Genomic DNA, 21,298 nt, shown 5'->3' with positions numbered 1-21,298 from the left:
CCACACCCCACTCCCTACTCCCCACTCTTACACAGTTGGTACTGTAATCTGCTTTGCTGGACCGCCGGGAGTGGGTAAAACTAGTTTAGGCCAATCTATTGCTCGTGCTTTAGGTCGTCCTTTTGAGCGAGTTAGCTTGGGTGGTATGCGAGATGAAGCGGAACTTAGGGGACACCGCCGGACTTATATTGGTGCTATGCCGGGTAGAATTGTCCAAGCGCTACATCGGGCTGCGGTGAAGAATCCAGTTATTATGTTGGATGAACTGGATAAAGTCGGAATGGACTATCGGGGAGATCCGGCTTCGGTGTTGCTGGAAATTCTCGATCCTCAGCAAAATCATAGTTTCCGGGATTTATATTTGGATTTGAACTTCGATCTGTCTCAGGTTATATTTATCGGGACGGCTAATGACTTATCCCGCGTGCCGCCACCTCTTTTGGATAGACTGGAAATTCTGGAATTATCTGGGTATTCTGAACAAGAAAAACTCCCTATCGCTCAAAAATATCTGTTACCCCGTCAGATTGAAAAGGCAGGATTGCCAGAAGATGCGGTACAACTGCCAGAGGAAACGCTACGGAATGCGATCGCATTTTACACCCGGGAAGCTGGAGTCCGGAAGTTGGAGCAGCAATTGGGTGCTTTGTGTCGCAAAGTTGCTGTCCGTTATGCTAATGGGGAAACTGAGCCAATCGTAATCGATTCGGAACAACTTGAAGCATTTCTCGGTCCGAAACGTTTCTTACCAGATGAAATGCGCAAAGCCCCAAAACCCGGGGTGGCTACGGGTTTGGCTTGGACTCTTGCAGGTGGGGAAGTGCTTTTTGTGGAGGCGGTTTTGTTACCTGAAGGGAAAGATTTGACGATTACGGGGCAGTTGGGTGATGTGATGCAGGAGTCGGCGCGAATTGCTCGCTCTTATCTTTGGTCTAATGGATCATATTTGGGTATAGATGTCAAGTCATTTAAAGATAATGGGTTGCACATCCATGTACCTGCGGGTGCGATTCCCAAAGATGGACCTTCAGCGGGTGTAACGATGGTAACTGCGATCGCATCCTTATTAATTAAGCAATCTGTTCGGACAGATACTGCTATGACTGGGGAAATTAATCTTAGCGGTGAAGTTTTACCGATTGGTGGGGTGCGGGAGAAGGTTTTAGCGGCACACCGAGTTGGGATTAAGCGGGTACTGTTACCTAAACAGAATGGGAAAGACTTAGTGGATGTGCCAGAGGATGTGCGAGAGCTGATGGAATTTATTTTATGCGATCGCATTGAACAGGTGCTGGACAATGCTTTAGTTAAAGAGGCTGGGGGCTAGAGCCTATTTTCTTTTCACTTTGACGTACTCCCCTGACGCTCAGTAGAGGGTAGCGCTTAAAAAGTTGTTACGAAGCGGCTTGAAACCGCGCTTCTGGACTTTTCTTCCTTTTTCTCGGATTCTTAACTAGGGCTTGCTGAATAAACCAGAAACCCTGAGCTATCAATACTTTGAGCAGGATTGACAGGTGTGAAGCTTCCAGGAAATCAGGTATAATACGACAAAATCCTTGTACCAGGAGCAGGGAAAATATACCGAAAAGTTGCTGATGGGGTGACAACTATGGCGGAAAGTCTTACAGGATAAGCTTTTTAAGCCGAGCAGCTCGGGAAAAATTAGACCCTCAATCTGGCTAAAAACAACGAACTCATAAGACTTGTAGCACCTCGGATAGGTCCAAGGGTGTCAATAAAGCCAAAAAATGGACTCAATTTTTGGAAAAGGCAATGTTCTATACACTAGACTATGCAATGGTTTCAGCCATAGTTGTCGCCCCGTCAGGAAATCCCAAGGAGATGCCCAAGATGATCGATGAACTATCCCCTCCTAACCTGGAAGAGGCAGACGTTTTATTATCTGACCTGTTTCAAGAGGTGCAAAAGTGGGAGGGAACTTTAAGTGGTGGAACAGCACTAGGTTTTGGAGCAGAAGCTGTTGACAGCTTGTTTAAAACAAAGGTCAGCTTTGGTAATCCCAGAGACAGGTTGATTCATCTCACCGAGGAAATCTTTAGCAATAGCGGAACTGAATTGAATAATATATATAAGCAACAGATGCGGGAGCAGTTCGACTTCTATTACATCACTCTCACCGTCGATTTGCGTCCTGAACGGGCGGCTAGATTTTGGCGATTGACTTGCAGGCTAGATTTTAACCCAAAAGGTAGCAACGAGCCGATCGTTCAAAGCTTGTTTCCGACACAGCAATGGCGATCGGTTATGAGTTTTGGTGTTGGTATGGATGTAGGATTAAATGGCAACCTGGAGTGGAATATCGGCGTAGATAGCGCTCAGTTAGCCGATTTGTCGCAATTACTTCCGGGTGATTTACAGGCGAATCTAGGCAGCAAAGATAACTTAGATGCGTTTATTGCTATTCCCTCCTATCGATACGAACTCGGGCATCCTGAAATCCTGACGAATGGTGAAGGGAATTCCACCTGCTACTGGAAGATTCAGGATAATGAGTTGCAAAAAATCGGGACAGCGAAATTTGCGATCGTCTTTAAAGTCCCGAAGGGAACTGAATCGATTACGCTGAAAGGTCTAGTATGGGCTGAACCCGATCTCAATTGGCTCACGGCTGACATCCGGGATGTCTTTGGAGATTTGTCCGATCGATTGAAGCAGCTACTACGACAAAAAAATAATGCAGCCCATCGGTTGGCTCGAGGTGATGCCGAAGAGTGGACGCTGACTCTACCCAAGACAAGCGATTAAAACCGTTGCTACAAGAACGAAACCAACTTGAAGGCGGGTTATAAAAATAGTCAGTCCATCTAGAAGACAGCAACTTATGAATAAAACATACTACACCTATCGCATTCGCGTTGCTAACCGCGATCGCGTACAGGTAGAAAAGTGGAAGGCTCAACATCAAGATTTGGGACAGCCTTCCGGAGTTTTGCGGTACAAAGATAAGTTGGAAGAGATTACTCCTCTGTTAGAAATTGCTAGCGAAAAAGACAAGCTGAATGATGCGAGTCAAGTACGGATACTGGGAGAAGCCTTATTTGATGTCCTGTTCGATGATGTCTTACGTCAAGATTTCGTTAACTTTTATTACCAGATCGTGCAACAGGAGAAGCAACTTCTTCGAGTTGAACTGGATATCGACGAACGGGGAATGCCCGAAGTAGCAGCTCTTCCTTGGGAATTTTTGTGTTTGCCCGCACGCGATGACTTAGGAACAATCTGGATGGGAACAGTGCCGGATTTGGTATTTTCGCGCCGTCGAGCGCAATGGATTCCGGCGCAACCGATTCAGTTAAATCATGATGAAAAATTGAGAATTGCTTTGGTTGTGTCTGCTCCTCCAGATTTAAAGCCTGTTGCTTATGAAGAAGTACAAAAAGCTTTGGAAATACTAGCAAATGAACAGGCACATAGGATTGAATTGCTTCCTATCGTCAATTCAGCAAACCCTGAAGCAATTGATACTATTTTGTCGAAAAAGCCTCACATCTTTCACTTTATTGGTCATGGACGTTTGGCAAATGAGGGCGATCGAGAAGTAGGTCAGATTGCCTTAGTAGACCCAGACTTGGATGAGGCGATGTGGGTAGATGCAGATTATTTCAGCGAACTGTTTAATCAACATCGTCCTGGTATTGTAATCCTCCAAGCTTGCGAAGGAGGGATCTTGTCAGCATCGCCAGCATTTGTAGGAGTTGCTTCTAGTATTGTGCAACAAAATATCCCGGTTGTTGTAGCAATGCAATATGAAGTTACCAACAGCACTGCTAAACGGTTTGCCCTTCGCTTTTATCAGCAGCTAGCAGCAGAAGATCCAGTAGATATTGCTGCTCAATATGGACGACGTGCGATCGCTCTTGGTTCAACGCAATATCGCAAGCGAGATTTTGCAACTCCTATCATCTTTATGCGTGTGGCCGATGGCTATCTGTTCAAACGTCCGATCTCTAACCCAAATTCAACAAGTGGATCTGAAAACTCGTTGTTAGTGGAAGAAATAAAAGATTTGAATTATTCCGATCTTGATATTTTAGCAAATATTCTTCAAAGAAGTGGTCGAGTTAATAAATTAGAGTCACGAAGATCGTTATGTATATCTATACAACTCGAGCCATCTGATATCGAGTTCATGGAAGCTATTGCTCCTCGTGATTTTGCCACGCAATTAGTATTTCATCTTCACGATAGTCGTAACTTTTTGGCACTCTGTAAGCTTTGTCAGAAAATTGCCCCTAACGTTCCTGGTTTCACAACTGAGTTAGACTCTCTCAAAAGTAAGCTAAACTGTAATTTATATGATAGATTTACTAGATAATCGAGAGCAAGAAAATATTGTTAAATTGATTGTATCTTCTCGCTTGTGTGATTCAAATGAGAAGCGCCGAGCATTTTTAAGAATAATCACTTTAAGAGTAGAAGACTATTATGTAGAGATAGAAGAAAATCCTTTTCTTGTAAATTTAATTCATCAATTAGTCCAAGCTGGAAATGAAAAAGTTCTTAGGTTGATTATAAAAACACTATCGCCGTTATGCGATAGCCAAAAACTAAGATACTTAGAAAATAAGTTAAATTCAATTAGTTATATACCTTCTCAACCTACAGCAAAACCAGCTTATTTTGTGGACGAGCAAGTTTTCCAACTCATGCCTCTTGACATAGGGACAATCTGGGGATTACAGCGTAGCAGTTTCATTGGTCTATTAATTGGCTTTGAGCAAACTGAAATCTATGAAAATTTCAAAAATGTTGAGTTTGCCTTATCTCAAGCGATAGAAGTAAATCAAAAAGCAAATGAATCTGCTACAAAACTGCCAAAGCGAGAATGGATGCGACTAGACATAAATCGACATCCCGGTGCGCCCTGGCAGAAAGCCCAAATTATAGACGCAGTAGTGGATATAAGTAATGAAGTAGCTAATAGTTTAGAGAATAACTCTTTTCCAGATTCAAGTATACCAGGCTTCTTCTTTGAGATTGATGCCAAACAACTCCATACAAGTTCTTACGAACAAATTAAAAATTGGTGCAATACTCTACTCAATCAGCTATTTAATTCAAACTCGGTAGCGATTATTATTAATATTATTCGTTCTCTTGATGAAGATGTCGAGGGAAGTGTTAAAACGCTTAAAACCCAATTGGGAGAAATTGCTAAAGAAATCCCGATTGAGTTGATGCGTCTAGATCCTCGGCTGTTTTTCGACAACAATATATCATCTCAGAAAACTGATCGTACTAATTTTATCAATATTGAATGGAAACCTGGATTACCATTTTGTAGATGGATGTATCATGCTGTGACTCGCAGTTATCAACGAAAAAAGTTAGAGAAAGAGAGACAAAAATACATACATATTATTGATTTATATAGAAATTTAAAGGAGCAGTATTCAGAAAAAGAATTACAGGATACTTATTCCGGAATCACAGCGCGAGATGTCGTATTAGATATTAAAGCGATCGCCACGACAAGTTTGAAAGAACTCTACTATGAATTGCTTAAAATTATTGTAGATTTATTCCCTCAATGGAGTTATGAATGGATTAGGGTTTATGCTGATAGTGAGATTGAGGAAGCAGTTAGAGCTGCATTAAGCATAGCCGCTCATGTTGGTTGTTATTTATCGGATATCCTGATGGATGCTTGGGTCGATGGCATAAACATTGATACCTTAGCTCCAGATTCACTTGACAAATCTGGGGCGATCGCGCTAGACTTATATAATCTTAATAAGATTGAATTAGAAGTTTTATTTCTGGCGCTGCTGCGAAAAGAACAGGAGCGAAGTGACCAAATAATTCAAGCGATTCTTCAAAAGCTAGCGATTAGATCGCCCGATCTTCAGGTATTGTATCATTTTTATCAGAATCAAAAGGAGCAAGAAGATGATTTTATTAATCAAAGCTATGCCGATAAATTTACACTGGCAATTCGAGCAAAACTTAAATTTAAACGAGTAATAAATAAATTTCAATCTGCCCAATTTAGCCACATTACTCCTACTATCTGCTGGCTGCTAGCTGTGATTCCTCCTAATCAAAAAAACATTACGGAACTATTGCTGCTGGAACAAAAAAAACGCGCAGTTTTTGGCTTATGTACACCCAAAGAATGGGAAGAGATCAAAAAAAGGCAGGAGAGGGAACGTCAAGTCCTAGATTGTCGGCGGAATCGCCATCTAATTTATTCCAACTGATCTTTGACTAACTCTCTAGAGGTATAAGAGATGCTTGCTGAATGGTATTTTTGCTGCTGCATTAGCGCCAACCCATCGGACACGGAAGCTTTTCTATCAATTCTGGAAAGTCTTGAAAATCCAGAAAGTGATTCTCAGTTACTCTACTTAGCTTATAACGAGCTAAAGCGTACAGAAGACAGAATGCAAATCTATGCCTTGCCTGCTGTACTGAAGCTACTGCATCGAGAAAACCTTCCTGCTGGACTTAAGGGTACGATTAAGCGCAACTTTAAGGATTTAAGCGATTTAAGCGAGATTGTGCCAGAAAGTGTAAAAAACCCAATTCACCAACTGATTAACTTAGCATTATCTAATCAGCCTTCTACAAAAATTATGGAGGCAGCCAATACTTTTGCTCGGGAGAGAGAACACTTACCACAACGGCGGTTGACTACTACGCCCTATCTTGACTTGAAAGATTTTTTGCCAGAAACGCTTGTCCTGGCAATTATTGCAGATCAACTTGAAAATCATGAAAGATTAATTGATGAACTCATTGCAGAAGTTAATAAGCAGGATGAAACCTATTCACATATTTGGGAGTTCCTTCAAGAGGCACTAGAGTATCAGTTTGGTCGTATGGCATTTCGGCTTGCGGCATTAATTGTTTCGCTAACATTGTTAGAATATCCAGATAGGCTACGGTCTTTAATGGCAAAAGAAGCGTCTGTTGCGGCGCAAGCTGAACCCGATCTTTTGCAGACTTACGCTATTGTTTTATTCAGAGAGTCAAATACAAGAGATACAGCTACTAGCCAGTGTGAGCGTATCATTCAGGAATCGTTGACTTTGAGGGAATTGCGTAATTTGATAGGAGAATATCCCAATCAAGATAGCGAGAATCTAGATGGTTTATTCCGTCGAGTCGGTATTAAAAAAACTCCCAATCGAACTGAAGGGTTGCCAATTTTATACTGGCAGATTGCTTTATGGGAAATTGCCGCACAGATTGATGGGGCAACTACGGCTGAGGAACTAGTCAAATTTTGGCATCCACCAACTAGCTTGCCAAACTATCTCAATGTGAATTGTCCGAAAATGGATATATCAATAAAGGTAGAAGATCAGTTTAAATCTCTTTTTGATCTGCGGTGGATACCGAAAAAAATTACGTTAAAAGTAAACAATGGAACAAGATTCAATTTTAATAATAAATATACATGGATCTTCTTTTCTCCATGGATTGCAAGAACTCAAAACCCGAATAATCTATATCCCAGGGCTGATGAGCCAGCGCTACTCATTCACCTTATGGGCAGTGTATTTGTCGCTATCAGGCTGCTGCAAAAATTAGCACGGGACAATTTCGATCAGGTTGAATTTGCTGCCCGATTGCTGGCTCATGCTTCAGATGCGATCGCCACAGTTGAGAGGCGTTACAACAAGGGAGAAGCACCTCAGCTTTCTACTGCTTTAATGGGGCTATTTCGCTTTACTCAGCGGCAAATTAAGCTTGCAGGTACTGGAAAGTTTGAGTCGATCAATCCAGAAATTTTTGTTAAAATCTGCGAGCGGGGACAATCTCTTCAGGAAGAAAATACCAACATCAACAAGGAAGAATCTCTATTTCTAAATAGAGTTCTCCCCGAAGTGCTGATTTCCTGGATATTGGATGCTTACACTAGTGTAGTCAGCCCCAAACTATCAGGGCGCTGGTTAAACTTAATTCCTGATGTTTACGGTTACCACATTGCTCACCATGATATTAAAGAACTTCGTCACAATTTCCCGGAGCAACAGAAAGCAGCCTTAGTTACTCGTTTTTTATGTCCTAATTACTCACCTAGCTTAGATGATCGTTTGAACTGGACAATCGAACGATCCAAAAACAAAACCCGCTGGGAAGTGGACTATCGCAAACTTCTTCTCACAAAACGGTTACATCCAAATGAATGGATGGGAGCGCAATGGGATGATGATTGTGTTGATTGGGGAAGTGATCCCAGTAAAATTTCATCGAATCGCCTGGTTTACACATTAGAGTTGTTAGATGCAATCGGGAATCACCTCCTTGATTACAAGATCGCTCCAGAAGTATTAGAGCAAAAGTTTTCTAATTGGAAGGATTACCTAAATAGTGTGGGAAAAAAGGACAACCTAAATCGATTCATCCGCTTGCGGTTGCTGGAATTTTTAGACAGCCCCATTCTAGAAAACAGATCTGAAGAACAAATCCTGCTTGCCTCTGTGCTACTCGAATATGGAAGTATTTACGAACTCAAAAATATGCTTGAACGAGTGTATCCCACCGCAGCAGATGGTAGAACATTTAAAGAAACGGGGGATGCTCGTTGGGAATTACAGAAAGCACTTTTACCAATGATATGCAATCGTCTGGAAAAATATACACACTTGAGCCAGGAAATTAATGATGAACGCGATCCTCTGAGTCAAGAAATAAAAGCTCAAATTCCACGAGAAACATACCAAAAATTACAGCATACTGAACTATTCAAAGAATGGGTCACGAAACTTCTCTATCTCAGCAATATTCGCGAAAATGCTGACAATTTTAGTGAACTTGGCCTTGACTTGGAAAATTTGCATCGCAGATCATTGGCAAGACAAAATAGTACGACGATTCGATCTAAAACCCTCAATGTAGAACTCCGCAATGACCAGAAGCTGCTTGTCTTTCCTTCTAGTGAACAGGCGCTCGCAGACTTAGCAATCAAGGCGATCAATTATAATCCCAATCGTTTCACAGCAACAGTCTTCTATGAAGATTTTGATACCGCAGGAGTCGAGAACTTATTTAAAAAAATTCCTGCTGAAATTCGGACTCTGAATCATGAAAGCGATCCCCCCTTAAATGTTCTAGCTGTGGTGGTTGATGTTGCTGAGATAGAAAAAGGCGAATGGAAATATACCTTTGATTGTGGGTTTGAGTTCTTGCTAACTCACTCATCTGATAAGTGCTTGTTTTTGCAATCTGGGGATCGCGTTAAGCTTCCTATTCGGCAGTTCAAGGAGGAAGATAAACTACAGTGGCAGGTATCACATAAGCATTCAATCAAAGGTTTAGCTCACAGATCTCTGCCAGGAGACATTAATAATATCGTCGTTGAGGAACATTGGCAGCATGGTCGGCGTACTTGGTCTTTACAGCGCCAACTTGGTAAGGAGACACAGCAGATTACTGACAAGGTGGAGCACAATCCACGTTTGTTACGTCTGTGGGATGCCGATATTTCTCGTAACTTTTGTCAACAGTCCCAACCGTTAAATTATAAAGTTTTTGCGAAATTAGCCAAGCTAAACGATGGGGAGGAATGGGAACCACTCGACCTTGATTTCAGCGATTTACTTTCCGAGGTATTCTATTCCAAGAAGAACAATAATATTGCTGTTTTGACCATAATCGAGGAAAAAATCGGTCAATTTGGCGAGACGGTATGGCGCTTTTCTCATCAACCTGGCAAAAACTATCTAATCGAACAGCATCGTTTTTTGGGTGATGATGCGGCAATCTTAGCAGACGCGATCGCAAACTATCAAAACAGCAGAAACGGGTCAATGGGATTGCTCATCTCAGTTACTCCAGACTTTGAATCAGGTCGGGTGGGGTTAAGGCTAGTCACTAATGTCATCAATCCTACTGAAATCGATGAATTTTACCCAGATTTAAGCGTTCCCTTTGACGATCGGAATATTCGGTGGCGCGAACTGTTCGATCGATCTGATGAACGTTTGATTGCCAAAAAAGATAATTATGGCAACTGGTTTTTCCACCTGCCGGAAAATGTGGTGATACCGGGCTATCCCGATCAAGTGGCGGTGTCTTGGAAGAATATAAGCCCTTCTGCAACCCAAAAAGATGCGGATATAGACATAATTCAGTGGAAAGAAATCCAATGGCGAAAAGCTTGTGTCGAAGGTGAAACAACTCCATTTCACAAAATTAAACCTCTCAAGCAAGACTGGGCAGATTTTATTAATCGCTGGCTTAACTTACCTAATAAACTTTACATGGAAGCAGGAGATCGTGTAAAACTTTCGCGACATCTGGGATGGATCGATCCTGAAGGTGACGGCTTTATACCATGTCTTACAAATGAAAATATCCGAGTTTGGGTGCAAGCTGAATCCCTCACAATGCTTCCCTTAAAACATCAGGAAAGACCTTTAATGGGTGAAAACCGAGAAGCAGAGATTTTTTGGATTGAATGGTTTGAAATTCAAACTCGTCCAGACATAAAAAACATCACCATTCCTCCAGATGCGATCCAAAATTATCAATGCGTTGGCATCATAACGCAAGTACCAAAGTCAGGAACAGACGGGACACAGTGCCAAGTGGTTTGGCAAGTGAGCCAAGGCGCGATCGAGGAGCAAGGTTTGCAAATTGATAACCTGGCTACACTTAGCATCGGTCAAGGATACAAGATTGTTGGACAACAGCATCATGGAGAGTTGATTTTTCATATTGAGAAACCCAACATTCGAGCTAGGGCGCTTTGGTCACTAAAACCGTGGCAGAGTGGAAAATTAGACGAGCTATACTACCTTGGGCTAGTACCAGCTCGTGACGGAAATGATTGGGAAATTGCGGAGTCAAAGTCATCTCCTGGTCAATTAATTTGCTTACCCCATCAACCCAAAGAAACTTCTCACCTCGCGGTGGGCAAAGAAATCAAATCTAAAGAACTGAGGTTTAACGAAAATAGCATCTGGGAAGACAACTGTACAAGCAATACTGCCCGCCACAGATATTCTTTTGATGAACCACGATCCCAGTACCGACGTGCAGTATTGAAGCTCAACGAACAACTTTTGATCGGTAATTGTAGAGAATGGATAGGCAATGAAAAGGTTACTGTTCAAACAATTGAATTAGTTCTAACCCAACGAGAAGATCAAAAATGTGTGTTGCGAAGACGATTTAATTTGCGCCAGATTCGTGACATTAAGCAACAGGACACAAAGAGTAACGCCGATATATGGAAGCTGAGACTGGAAGACTATCTGCGAAAATCACCCGTACCGCTAAGATCCACCTTTGCAAAAAATAGAGGTGAACTCGGATTTTGGTTGTCAAAAGGCGGAGACAATGAGATCCAAGTTCCAGAAGACTCTTCTGGGAAGAATTGGACGCTGTGGGTGCCACTTGCGCCGGAGCGTGGCAAATTTGTTATGGGAGGTGATTATGCTGACGAGGCTAGGATTTGTTTATTTATGGAACAGCGGCGAGTCTGGGCTTCCTGCCGCCTAGTACCACCTCTCACGCTTGCAGAATTTAGAGTCGATTACTGTGAAGCATCTCCATTAAATACCGATGTATTTTTGCTCAAAGACAAAGATACTCGTCTTTACTATGTAGGAGCTGAAGAAGCTAATGAATTAACTGGTGAGCAGTACGCAGAACTTCATCACCGTTTTGAGATGGGATATGGGGAAACTTTACTGATTCCTGAAAGTCAACTGGAATTTGATGATAGCTCATTTAGTAAAGCACAATTTTTCCTATTTCATGGCGACCTGATCAAGGTCATATCATTCAAAACAAGAGAACTTGAGAATAGTGAAAATGACCAAACTACCCAGGATGTCCTCAATATTAAGGGTATTCATCTTCAGTGGTCTGAAGCACGACAAATTTACTATCAAAGTAGTCGCTATCAAATTGTTCACTTGCTGCACCTCAAACCTCAGAGCAAGGATCTGGAAATTTCCTATATTGATGGATTTAACGAAAATGCGATCGTCGCGCAACAGCGAAAATTTGAACCCAAGAGGTTCAAGGCATATCTCACCCCAGAAAGCCAAGCCAGACTGTCTGATAGACAGAAAAAATGGGAAGAAGATGGAGAATCAGATCCTGTGATTTTTGGGCGCTTAGATAAAGAGCGCTTTAAAAGGAGCTACGGTAAAGACATCTACTTCGAGCATGTAAGATTATCGTTTGCAGAGTCTTCAAAAGGTTCGTGCCTGCTCGATAAAGACCTGGTTTTTCTCAGTGCAGGTCAAATCAAGTTGTTGAAAAATGACATGGGGCTGACTCTCAAGCCACCAAAAGGATTCGATCCAGAAGATGTTGGCAAAGATGCAAAAAGCCTACTGTTGCTACGACGAAGTTTCTCAGTCCGGGAAAACCTTCTCAAACAGGTTTATGAAGAAAAAGGACAAAACTACTTTCAAGACGATCGTCTACTGATCCAACTAACTCAAAATAATGAGCAAAGAATCACTTCACGGTTGCTGATAGAAGGTGATAGCGTTCCATCTCGAAAAGCATCGGCACTAATCGGATTCGTCTCAAACCTTGGCAAAGCAGGACTGTTAGCAACAATTGCGATCGCAGAAGATCGGGGTGTGGTGCAAATCGAATATAAGCCTGGAATCTTCGTTCGCCTGCAAGCATATCAGATTCAATCTCGCTCCCCTGACCTACCACGAGGTACGATAGTTCGCATTGAGGCATCTGATGGGAAGTTGAGTATTACCCGTGCTGCGTTTGGAAATGCTCAGTATGTCTCAGAAAGCATTCGACCTGCGGTCATGTTACCGACAAACGACACATGCGACACAAAACGGACTAATCCAGAAGATTGGACACGTAAAGAGGGCTTTTCGATCGGGGGTCTACCCAATATTATTGCCCGTCCTGGTGGCTATGGGAACGATCGGTGGGACAATATTCTGAGATCCGAAGCCATGACCAATTTGATGGCAACGCAGCATCCCAAGATCGCGTGCTTGGGGAAAGATGCAAAGGGAAAGTACCGAATTGCACCACCTTCTGACAGCTTCCCTTGTGGTCGCCTAATCAAAATAGACAACAGCCTAACCGTGCAGTATGTGCCGTTGAATTCGGAACCAATAGATTCAAACAATCCCAGCATCCCCTGGCATTTGCTCTCGTTTGGAGACGAATCAGTACAGCAAATCATCAAGCGAGCCAATGCTGAATCATGGCGTTATCATGACAATGAAACTTTTACTTGGGTGTCAGACACGCAAAAATTTGAGGTTGAGAAGCTTAAAAAACACAACGTTTGGACCGGTCCCATTTTCTTCCAATCGTTTGAAGGCAAACTGAGACTTCGGTACACCCAATCCGAGTTTCGGAGATTTGGGTTCCCAGTTGAGGAGTTAATTTACGCACTCAAACAACCGGGGCGATCGCATTGCTATCCAATAGCAGGGATTTCCAAATTTGTCGCAGGGCGTTCTCAATCTCTGGAGTATAGTTTGTGGATTGAGTTAGCGCCTGGACGCTTGGTTGAGATACCCGTCCAACTGATTGTCTGGCCTTCTGGTGTAAATAACAAAGCTAAATCCCTTGCTGACTTGATGCACTGGCAGGGGTTTGCACCAGGGGATTGGGTTGAGCTTGAACTTGTCTCAACTGATATGCTGACCATCGAGCGAATAGCCCTGAAAAACTGGATTCCAGGTGTTCGGAATGCCCTAGGTTCAAACTCCTGCTTCTTGCCAGTTGAGGCTGTAGATGAAAAGCAAGGAGAAATCACTCTTTGTCGCGGAGAATTTAAGCTCAAATTGCCCTTCGCGGCTCCAAATCCCAACTGGCAGATGGCAATCCTCACTCCTGAAAATGATCTAAAGGGGATTGCTATGGGTCACCATAAACGCAATCCTAAACGCGATGATGTTGTGTTTCTCGGCATTAACGATAAGGACCAGATCGTCGTGTTAGGTTTTGAGACAATGACACCTGAACTAGACAAAGTAGAAGCAGATGCCTGGAAAAATCACCTAATTACTGGTTCCTTAATTCGTGAGGGAGCGCCAAAACTTTACCTTAACTCAGAACAGCTAAAATATTGGATTAGTGCTGCGGGTGGTGCTTTACCAGTCACAGTTGAAGGACTACACAAAACTGAAAATCAGCACCGATTATTCTTCTCGATGCGACATCAGCAGGACGCGGCGCTAATCCTGACTGGCTGTATCAGCCTTGCCCGTTTTGTTGATATCTTACCTGACGGATACACGGCAATGTTGCGATGTGGCAGTGGGTTAATTACCCTGCCCATGCGACAGATTATTCCTGGAATAGATAAATTCCTTTACACTACGGCTGCGGCACAGCTTAAACAAGCTCAGGTTTCTCTGTGGCTGCGTCGAGAGCAAAACGGCGAAATTAAGGTGGGATTCAGCGATGACTCTGAAAATAAAGACTTATTTGTCGAATCATTAGACATTCTCCTGCCAAAGGATGGCGAAGGAGAAGTTGGGTTAATTTGCCAATCGATTGAGACAAAAACCCTGCACTGGTTACCAATTCAGGAGGCTGCTTGGACAGTCCTATCGGTGGCAGAATTCCGCGATGTGTTTAACTCAAAGGGCGCATTCAAGGTCAGACGTAAGTTCATCACCCGAAAGAATCAGGTTGGCAAGATTTCTATTATTTCTATACTCGAATTACCAGATGTGAATACTGAATCCAAGAAACTGACAGTTGGTCAAGAACTATTCGTGAAAGTAGTTAAAAAAGTTGAAACTAACGATCGGAACAAGGAGCGATATTTAGTGGAATCGTTAACTACTCAGGTCATCTTAGACTGTGAAATCTACGATCGCCAACCCTTAGCATTAGGTGATACAGTTCCCGTTGAGGTTTTATCGCACATCAAAGGGAGTGCTGATTTAATTACAGTCGTCCCGGTTGGCAAGAAGCGAAAATATTTAGACCTTCCTACTTGGATGACAAAGCAACTTCCCGAACCCGGCAAATGTCGGGAACAAATATCCAAATATATGAAATGGCGGGATCGGCAAAGATTATCTCTATTAGCTGTTGAAAACTTAGAAAGTATTGACAATAGTAGCGATCCTATCGATCGATTACTCTGTCATTATTTCAATGATGCCTATGGCTCTTATGGGCAGAATGCGACAAATTTAAATCCCGAAGGTCAATTAAAAACTGCGAAACAATGGGAGAAGCAAAACCGATATAAACCTGAAATTAATGCAGCGTTTGCTATCATGGCAATTCTCTTACTGAACAAGCATGAAGAGATGAAATGTGAGGCTTACAAATTAACCCAAAACTTAGGAATACGGGCACTTCGTAGCCTGCATGTTGAGGTTCTCTATCAGCAATGGTTGAATATTAAAGATAATCGACTACGGAGGGATGGGCTGTGGCAACGGCTGCGACAACTCGAGACAGATCAACATTTATATACTCCTCTAAAAGAAACCAGCCCTGATGCGATACGACAATTCTGCAATGCTGTGGAGATGAGATCAGATCCAGAACTTCTACCCATTGCCAACAGCTTATCTGCGGCATTAGGTGAATTATCCACCATTGCAGAATTTGATAGTCATGCTTTGATTACAAAGAAACTGATCGATCTTTATCTCAGTTTACATCCTAAATCTAGGATGAAAGAGTTGCCAAATCATCACACAAACGAACTACAGGATATTTTGAAACAAATAGACATTCAGGAATTTGATATCATGCTGCTAGAACCTCTAATTTATAATGAAAAATTGGATGATTACTCTAGAGATTTAGGAGATGTTTATCCCCTGTACGAACTCTTTCCACAAATCCAAGTAGAGGCTGATTGGCAAAGCTGGATGAAGGATCGAATTGAGTATTTAGAAGATTTGACCAACAAATGTGTTTCACTTCAAGAAAAAACTAAAAAATTGAAAGATCATTTCCACAAAATTCACCATATTTTAGGGGATTAAGTAGTCATGGACAATCTGACAATGGATTTTGATCGCATAGATCGAGAGCTAAAAGAACTAACAAACCGTTTTGCTAACGCAGATAGAGTTTTGGTAGAATTAGAAGAGATCCAAATTCAGTTTCAAGATCTTGCTGCAACCTACAAAAAACTTAAGGAATATGTCTCAGAAGTCTCACGATTTAATGCAGAATCGAATGAGATAATCAAGCTGATTCAGCAATCTCAGACAAATTTTGAGCAGAGTTTTGCTAAACTAAGAGAGACAAATCAATTTGAAACTGAAAATATTCACGATCGATTTGGAAAAGTTGAACAAGAATTAAATAGTCATCAAGATCGGAGCGATCGATTAGATCAAACTCTGGTAGAAAAACTGCCTCTATTAGAGGAGTGTCAGTCTGGGTTAAGGGATATAAATAATATTATAAATGAGTTCCGAAGTGAAATCAGCAAAATAGGCACTGATGTCGATAGAGAATTCAGCCAAGTTAAAAAAGATATTGACAAAGAAATCAGCAAGACCCAAGAAGATATTGAAGTAGAATTCAGCCAAGTACGAGAAGATCGAGAAGATATTAATCAAAAAATCAGTCAAGTACAAAGAGATAGTCGCCACCAGGAAAAACGAATGCGAAGAATGCGGAATGCGATGATAGTGTTATTTATTTTGTGGCTATGTCTGGCAGGGTTTGTTCTAGTTAAGTAGAATCAAGTTGGCTTATAGCGGGAAAGCCACTTGGTTGAATACAGATAGTTGAAATCTTCGGGATAGCCGCCTTTGTGTTATAGCAGTCGCCAAGGCGCTTAGTGCATTTTTGGTCACTTTGTCAGTGTATTTCGACTCTGATCAATGACTTAACCGCCCTGGCAGTTGCTATACTTTCAGAGACTGTCCATCAGGGTGAGGTAGTACTGCGATCGCACCCAATTAAAAAGCACTATAATCGCATTGTGGACATACCTGAGAAGTATAATCCTGATTTACTTTGCCAAAATAAACGCCACGTTTCCAACATACCCAACTCGGGATGGAAACAAGCTGACCAAAACCTGCATCTAAAGTATGCTTGGCAAACATACCCTTTGCCCATACTCGGAAATCAATATCTTCCACAAATATAGCGCTACGCATTAAGATTAGGACATATTCTCAAACTACGTTGTTCTTAATTCAGGATTGAAGTTGAAACAACGTCCTAACGTGTGTTGGTAGTGCTATACAGAAAGATAAAACGATAACCGCATTAATTGAGGAATGGATTGATACCCTTAAACTTGAACAATCGGATACGTCGGGCTTTAGCCCGGATATCGCTTTCATCCCCTGGTTAGAAACCAGGGGTTTTCAGCTTCTCCGATATTTTTTGAGAGAATCGGAATCGATCTGGGCTTACGCAGGAGTACTAGTTGTAGTTGCTATGGTGCGTTACGCTACGCTAACACACCCTACAGATAGAGACTTTGCGTAAGTCCTCGATCTCACCTTTCAACTCTTAGTGAACTGACCAAACGCCATTAATAACACTTTGCAGTGGTACGACGTGGGGAGTCAGACAAAGAAGATAGGCAAAGAAAGCGCCGCTGCATCCACCAACAAAGAAACCACTGGCAAATTCAGCCCAGCCTTCCTTAGTACCAAATTCTGCTGGTGCAACGGGTACGGTAGCGCAGGCTGAGGGGTTGCCCTTGCGTGCAGCACCGTGGAGGGATAAAGCTACTGTCAGAACAATCACTAAGCCAACAGAGGCTAGCAATCCAGCGGTAGCGCCATAGTCTGTCATCCGCAGAGGACCTAGTACGGCGAAAGGACCGTATAGGAAATAGCCATGAGCCATACCTACTTCTAAACCTCGGCGATAAACCGACAGTCCTGAGCGATAGGCTGGTAAACCGTTGATGAAAGCCTTTACAAAGGGTGAGGAGTTGACTGGGGTGGCGAGATCCCCAACTAGCGGATCTCCAGCATGATGAACCACGTCCATTGCCATTGTTATTAACCTCTTCTCAAATAGGATGAACTCTGTATTTAGCTTAATGTAAATTGATTTCCGCTCTTTCTTTGTTAAGATTCTTTACATCCTCAATCCTGGGTCAGAGTTCGCAGTAATATCCGTTTTGTACCCTTTGTTTAGAAATTAACTAGAAATTATGACAGGCGCATTCGCAGCTTCATTTTTACCCGCAGTTATGATCCCCCTACTCGTGATCTGCGCGTTTGCTTCCATGGGTCTCTTCTTTCTCTATGTAGAAGGCGATGCCTAAAGAAGGCTCACTCCTTGCCGCAGCGCAACGCGATCGCGCTTACCGTTGACGCAATCGTTAACCTTTATAATTCACGAGCAAGGCTACGCCTAAATTCTCCGGTTAAAACGCGGGGTATTTTGGTGTAGCTTTGCCTGTGATGGTATCGAACAATGGGAATTTATTAACCTCGATTCTTAATCAACATCACGTCGATAATTTTGAGAGCGGTTTGCTCTGTTATCTCCAAAGCCCGACATAAATCGTTCAAAAGTTTTTCTTCCTCCTGGGTAACTTCCCCATCGGCTAAAATCAAGTCAGTCGTCACAGCAAAAACTGTTTCTCGCAATTCGTCAGGTAGGGCAACTACCGCCGCATTGAATAAACCTTCAGCACCTTGCCTTTGGATGATACCCTGGAGGCGATCGAACATTTTGCGCATTACATCGCCGGGATAACTCCGGAAGAGCTGCATCCGAGATAAAGAAGTCATGATGCCCTGAATCTCAGCATCAGCAGCATAACCGTCAGCAGCAATGGCTAGTAATGCAATCGCAGCGAATGCTTCTGCTGGACCTAGAGTTACCTCGCTTGGCTTGCGTATGCCACCGATTTTGTCAAATAGTCCCATTTTTTCAGCTCCTGAAAATATAAATTGCTCAAAACTAAGCTAGCACAATCAGATTTACAATCATTCCAGCCCATAATTTGGAGGATAGACAAATGGCAACAAATCTGGAAAATAATATCAATTCTCAAGTTTTACGATTGTTCATTTATCCCGACATAGTAGCCAGAGACAAAAATGGCAATCCAGTTTTATTGGTTGATGTTGGTGTTCGCACAATCGAGCCGCAAGTTAGCAGACAAATTACAGATTCCCTAGAGCAAGCCAATGGCAGTATCCCCTTTGCTATGCTGGTTAATCTGGCACAAATTACTATTTTTAAATGGAGTCGCGATAATTGGCAACAACCTATCTCTGTATTTAACACAGCCGATGTCTTGAGTCGATACGAACCAGAATTTACTAACAAAAGAATCTTTCATACTTACTTTACTAGCCTTGTGGAGGCTTGGTTGCGCGATTTAGCCTATCACTGGCATTCTCAGCATCCACCATTTTTAGAAGAAATAAAAAGCATTGGGTTATTAGAAAAACTAGCCGATGGTACGACGGAGGAAGAAACTGATGTAGTAGAGGTGATGATATAGTGTTGATTATTTACGTTGAAACTAATTTAATTATGGCGATCGCTAAAGGACAAGATGAAGCCGCGCCAGAATTCTTAATCAATCCACCATCAGATATTTGTTTGATGATTCCTAGTATTTGCTACATGGAAGCCATAGTTGCATTCCAAAATGAACAAAAAAGGCGAAAGACTTTTCAGCAAAATATTAACAATGAAATCAGTGAAAGCAAGCGCAATCTCAGTTCATCTTTGGGATCGTTAGTCAATGATTTAGAAAAAGCTCGTCTGGCTTGTGACCAATTATTCAATGAATTTGAAGGGCAATTTTTAGATGCTATTACGTTAGTTAGGACTAAAGTTACGTCAATCGATCTGCCATTAAATAGTTTGACAGCAACTTTAACAGATCCAATTTTAAAGGAAGAAAAACAGCTTAGAGATAATCTAATTTTACAGTGTATTCTCGATCATGCACAACGTCATCCTACCCAAATAAAAGTGTTATTATCTGGAAATTATAAAGAGTTTGGCAAGGTAGAGGTTCAAGATAGTTTAAAACAATTAGGTATTATCAAATATTTTACTAATACTAAAAATTTACTTGGTTGGTTGGGAAATAAAAATATTTCTGATGTAGAATAATTATCAGAGGGTAAAACGTCGGCTAGAGGAGTAATATAGCCAGCAGCAATTTTTTTCCGTACCATATCAGCTAGACGATCCCACTGATTATCTCTGTAACTCCTATACAATAACATCTCTAATCGCTTCAGCAGTAGCAGGTGCTAAAAGTACTCCATTCCGATAATGACCAGTAGCTAGCAAAACATTACTATAACCTGGTAATATACCAATAACTGGTGCAGATCTTCCTTCTGGGCGGGGACGTTTACCTAACCAAGTGCGTACTATTGTCGCTGAAGCTAAAGCTGGACAAAACGCGATCGCATCTTGTCTCACTTTCTCCAATAATATCGGTTCCGCTATTACTTCACCCAACTCATTGGGAAATTCAACTGTTGCCCCTACCCAATAATTATTCTCACCGATGGGTACAATATGAACATCATTACCAGTAATAACTGGCTGAAAATCTGGATTGCCTATTCCTGATACTAATTGTAATTGTAAAGCTTGACCTAATACTGGTTTTATGGTAATAGATTCGGTTGAATTGGGATGAGATGATAAGAGTAAATTTGCTAATTTAGTAGAACCAATTCCCGCAGCTATTACTAACCAATCTGCTTCTAACTTACCTTCATTTGTATTAATTTTGTGACATATTTGTAAATTGGTATTATTGGGTAGAATAGATTGAAATCCTTCGACGTTAATACCGAATTTTAAAGTTACTCCATTGTTTTTTGCCGCAGCGACTAAGGCTTGGGTAAGAATAGTAGGATTTACTTGTCTATCTCCAGGAGAATAAATTGCACCAATAATTTGATCGTTATCTAATTGGGGACATTGGGATTGCAGTTTATCCCTATCCCAAATTTCCAAATCCCAACCTTGCGACTTACGAATTTGTACTAATTTTTCCCATGAAGCTAAATCTTCTCCGGGAAAACGTAACATTAAAATACCTTGGCGATTAAAAGGTATTTTTTGTCCGGTAATATCTTCTAATTCCGGAATTAGGGTTTCATAGCGGCGCATACTCGCCTCTCGTAATTGCCACGCCCTACCCTTGACTTTATGACTAATTGCGCCCATTAATACACCTAAAGCTGCACCTGTGGAACCTTGGGCGGGTGGATTTGTGTCTATTACAGTAATTTTGAGGTCTTTTATTTTGCTGAGTTGGTATGCGATTGCAGCACCAATAATACCGCATCCAATTATTACAATATTTGTCATTTATTGTTGGTTGTTAGTTGTTGGTTGTTAGTTGTTGGTTGTTAGTTGTTGGTTGTTG

11 protein-coding genes and 1 pseudogene are annotated in these 21,298 nt (G+C 41.8%); 8 read left to right on the top strand and 4 right to left on the bottom strand.

All coding sequences use genetic code 11. From position 1 onward, the window contains the following. From lon to NJ959_RS08520, 6 genes are all read left to right on the top strand, one after another. Positions 1–1,327, top strand: a 1,327-nt coding sequence (gene lon / locus NJ959_RS08545; RefSeq protein WP_254011336.1) for an endopeptidase La, incomplete at its 5' end; no start/stop codon positions are given. A gap of 446 nt (positions 1,328–1,773) precedes the next feature. Next, complete coding sequence (locus tag NJ959_RS08540) at positions 1,774–2,766, top strand: hypothetical protein (RefSeq protein ID WP_254011335.1); 993 nt, start codon at positions 1,774–1,776, stop codon at positions 2,764–2,766. A 76-nt stretch (positions 2,767–2,842) separates the two neighbouring features. After that, positions 2,843–4,336, top strand: a complete 1,494-nt coding sequence (locus tag NJ959_RS08535) for a CHAT domain-containing protein (RefSeq protein ID WP_254011334.1) — start codon at positions 2,843–2,845, stop codon at positions 4,334–4,336. Further along, positions 4,317–6,221, top strand: coding sequence for a hypothetical protein (locus NJ959_RS08530; RefSeq protein WP_254011333.1), 1,905 nt, complete (start codon positions 4,317–4,319; stop codon positions 6,219–6,221). Before NJ959_RS08535 ends, NJ959_RS08530 begins: the two co-directional genes overlap by 20 nt. Positions 6,222–6,251: 30 nt before the next feature. After that, on the top strand, positions 6,252–15,938 hold the full coding sequence (locus NJ959_RS08525; RefSeq protein WP_254011332.1) for a hypothetical protein: 9,687 nt from the start codon (positions 6,252–6,254) through the stop codon (positions 15,936–15,938). Between the two features lie 6 nt (positions 15,939–15,944). Beyond that, positions 15,945–16,646: a hypothetical protein gene (locus tag NJ959_RS08520; protein WP_254011331.1), complete on the top strand. Its 702-nt coding sequence runs from the start codon at positions 15,945–15,947 to the stop codon at positions 16,644–16,646. Between the two features lie 237 nt (positions 16,647–16,883). Here the strand turns inward: NJ959_RS08520 and NJ959_RS08515 are convergent. The 3 genes and pseudogenes from NJ959_RS08515 to NJ959_RS08505 form a co-directional block, all read right to left on the bottom strand. Continuing rightward, positions 16,884–17,060: pseudogene (locus NJ959_RS08515) on the bottom strand (zinc ribbon domain-containing protein); the annotation flags it as partial. Positions 17,061–17,433: 373 nt separating this feature from the next. Further along, positions 17,434–17,928 (bottom strand): photosystem I reaction center subunit XI, encoded by a 495-nt coding sequence (locus NJ959_RS08510; protein ID WP_309242577.1) that lies wholly within the window; start codon positions 17,926–17,928, stop codon positions 17,434–17,436. 437 nt (positions 17,929–18,365) lie between these two features. Further along, positions 18,366–18,812, bottom strand: coding sequence for a tellurite resistance TerB family protein (locus NJ959_RS08505; RefSeq protein ID WP_254011330.1), 447 nt, complete (start codon positions 18,810–18,812; stop codon positions 18,366–18,368). A 92-nt stretch (positions 18,813–18,904) separates the two neighbouring features. On the opposite strand from NJ959_RS08505, the gene NJ959_RS08500 reads away from it, so the two are divergent. Next, positions 18,905–19,396: a hypothetical protein gene (locus NJ959_RS08500; protein ID WP_254011329.1), complete on the top strand. Its 492-nt coding sequence runs from the start codon at positions 18,905–18,907 to the stop codon at positions 19,394–19,396. Then, positions 19,396–20,019, top strand: a complete 624-nt coding sequence (locus NJ959_RS08495) for a PIN domain-containing protein (RefSeq protein ID WP_309242576.1) — start codon at positions 19,396–19,398, stop codon at positions 20,017–20,019. The genes NJ959_RS08500 and NJ959_RS08495 overlap by 1 nt, the downstream gene beginning before the upstream one ends. 102 nt (positions 20,020–20,121) lie before the next feature. Here NJ959_RS08495 and NJ959_RS08490 read toward each other — a convergent pair whose 3' ends face one another. Next, complete coding sequence (locus tag NJ959_RS08490) at positions 20,122–21,240, bottom strand: NAD(P)/FAD-dependent oxidoreductase (protein WP_254011327.1); 1,119 nt, start codon at positions 21,238–21,240, stop codon at positions 20,122–20,124. Between the last annotated feature and the right edge of the window lie 58 nt (positions 21,241–21,298).

This window comes from Limnofasciculus baicalensis BBK-W-15, from assembly GCF_024178385.1.
Lineage (GTDB): Bacteria > Cyanobacteriota > Cyanobacteriia > Cyanobacteriales > Coleofasciculaceae > Limnofasciculus > Limnofasciculus baicalensis.
This window is presented reverse-complemented; position numbering and strand designations above follow the sequence as displayed.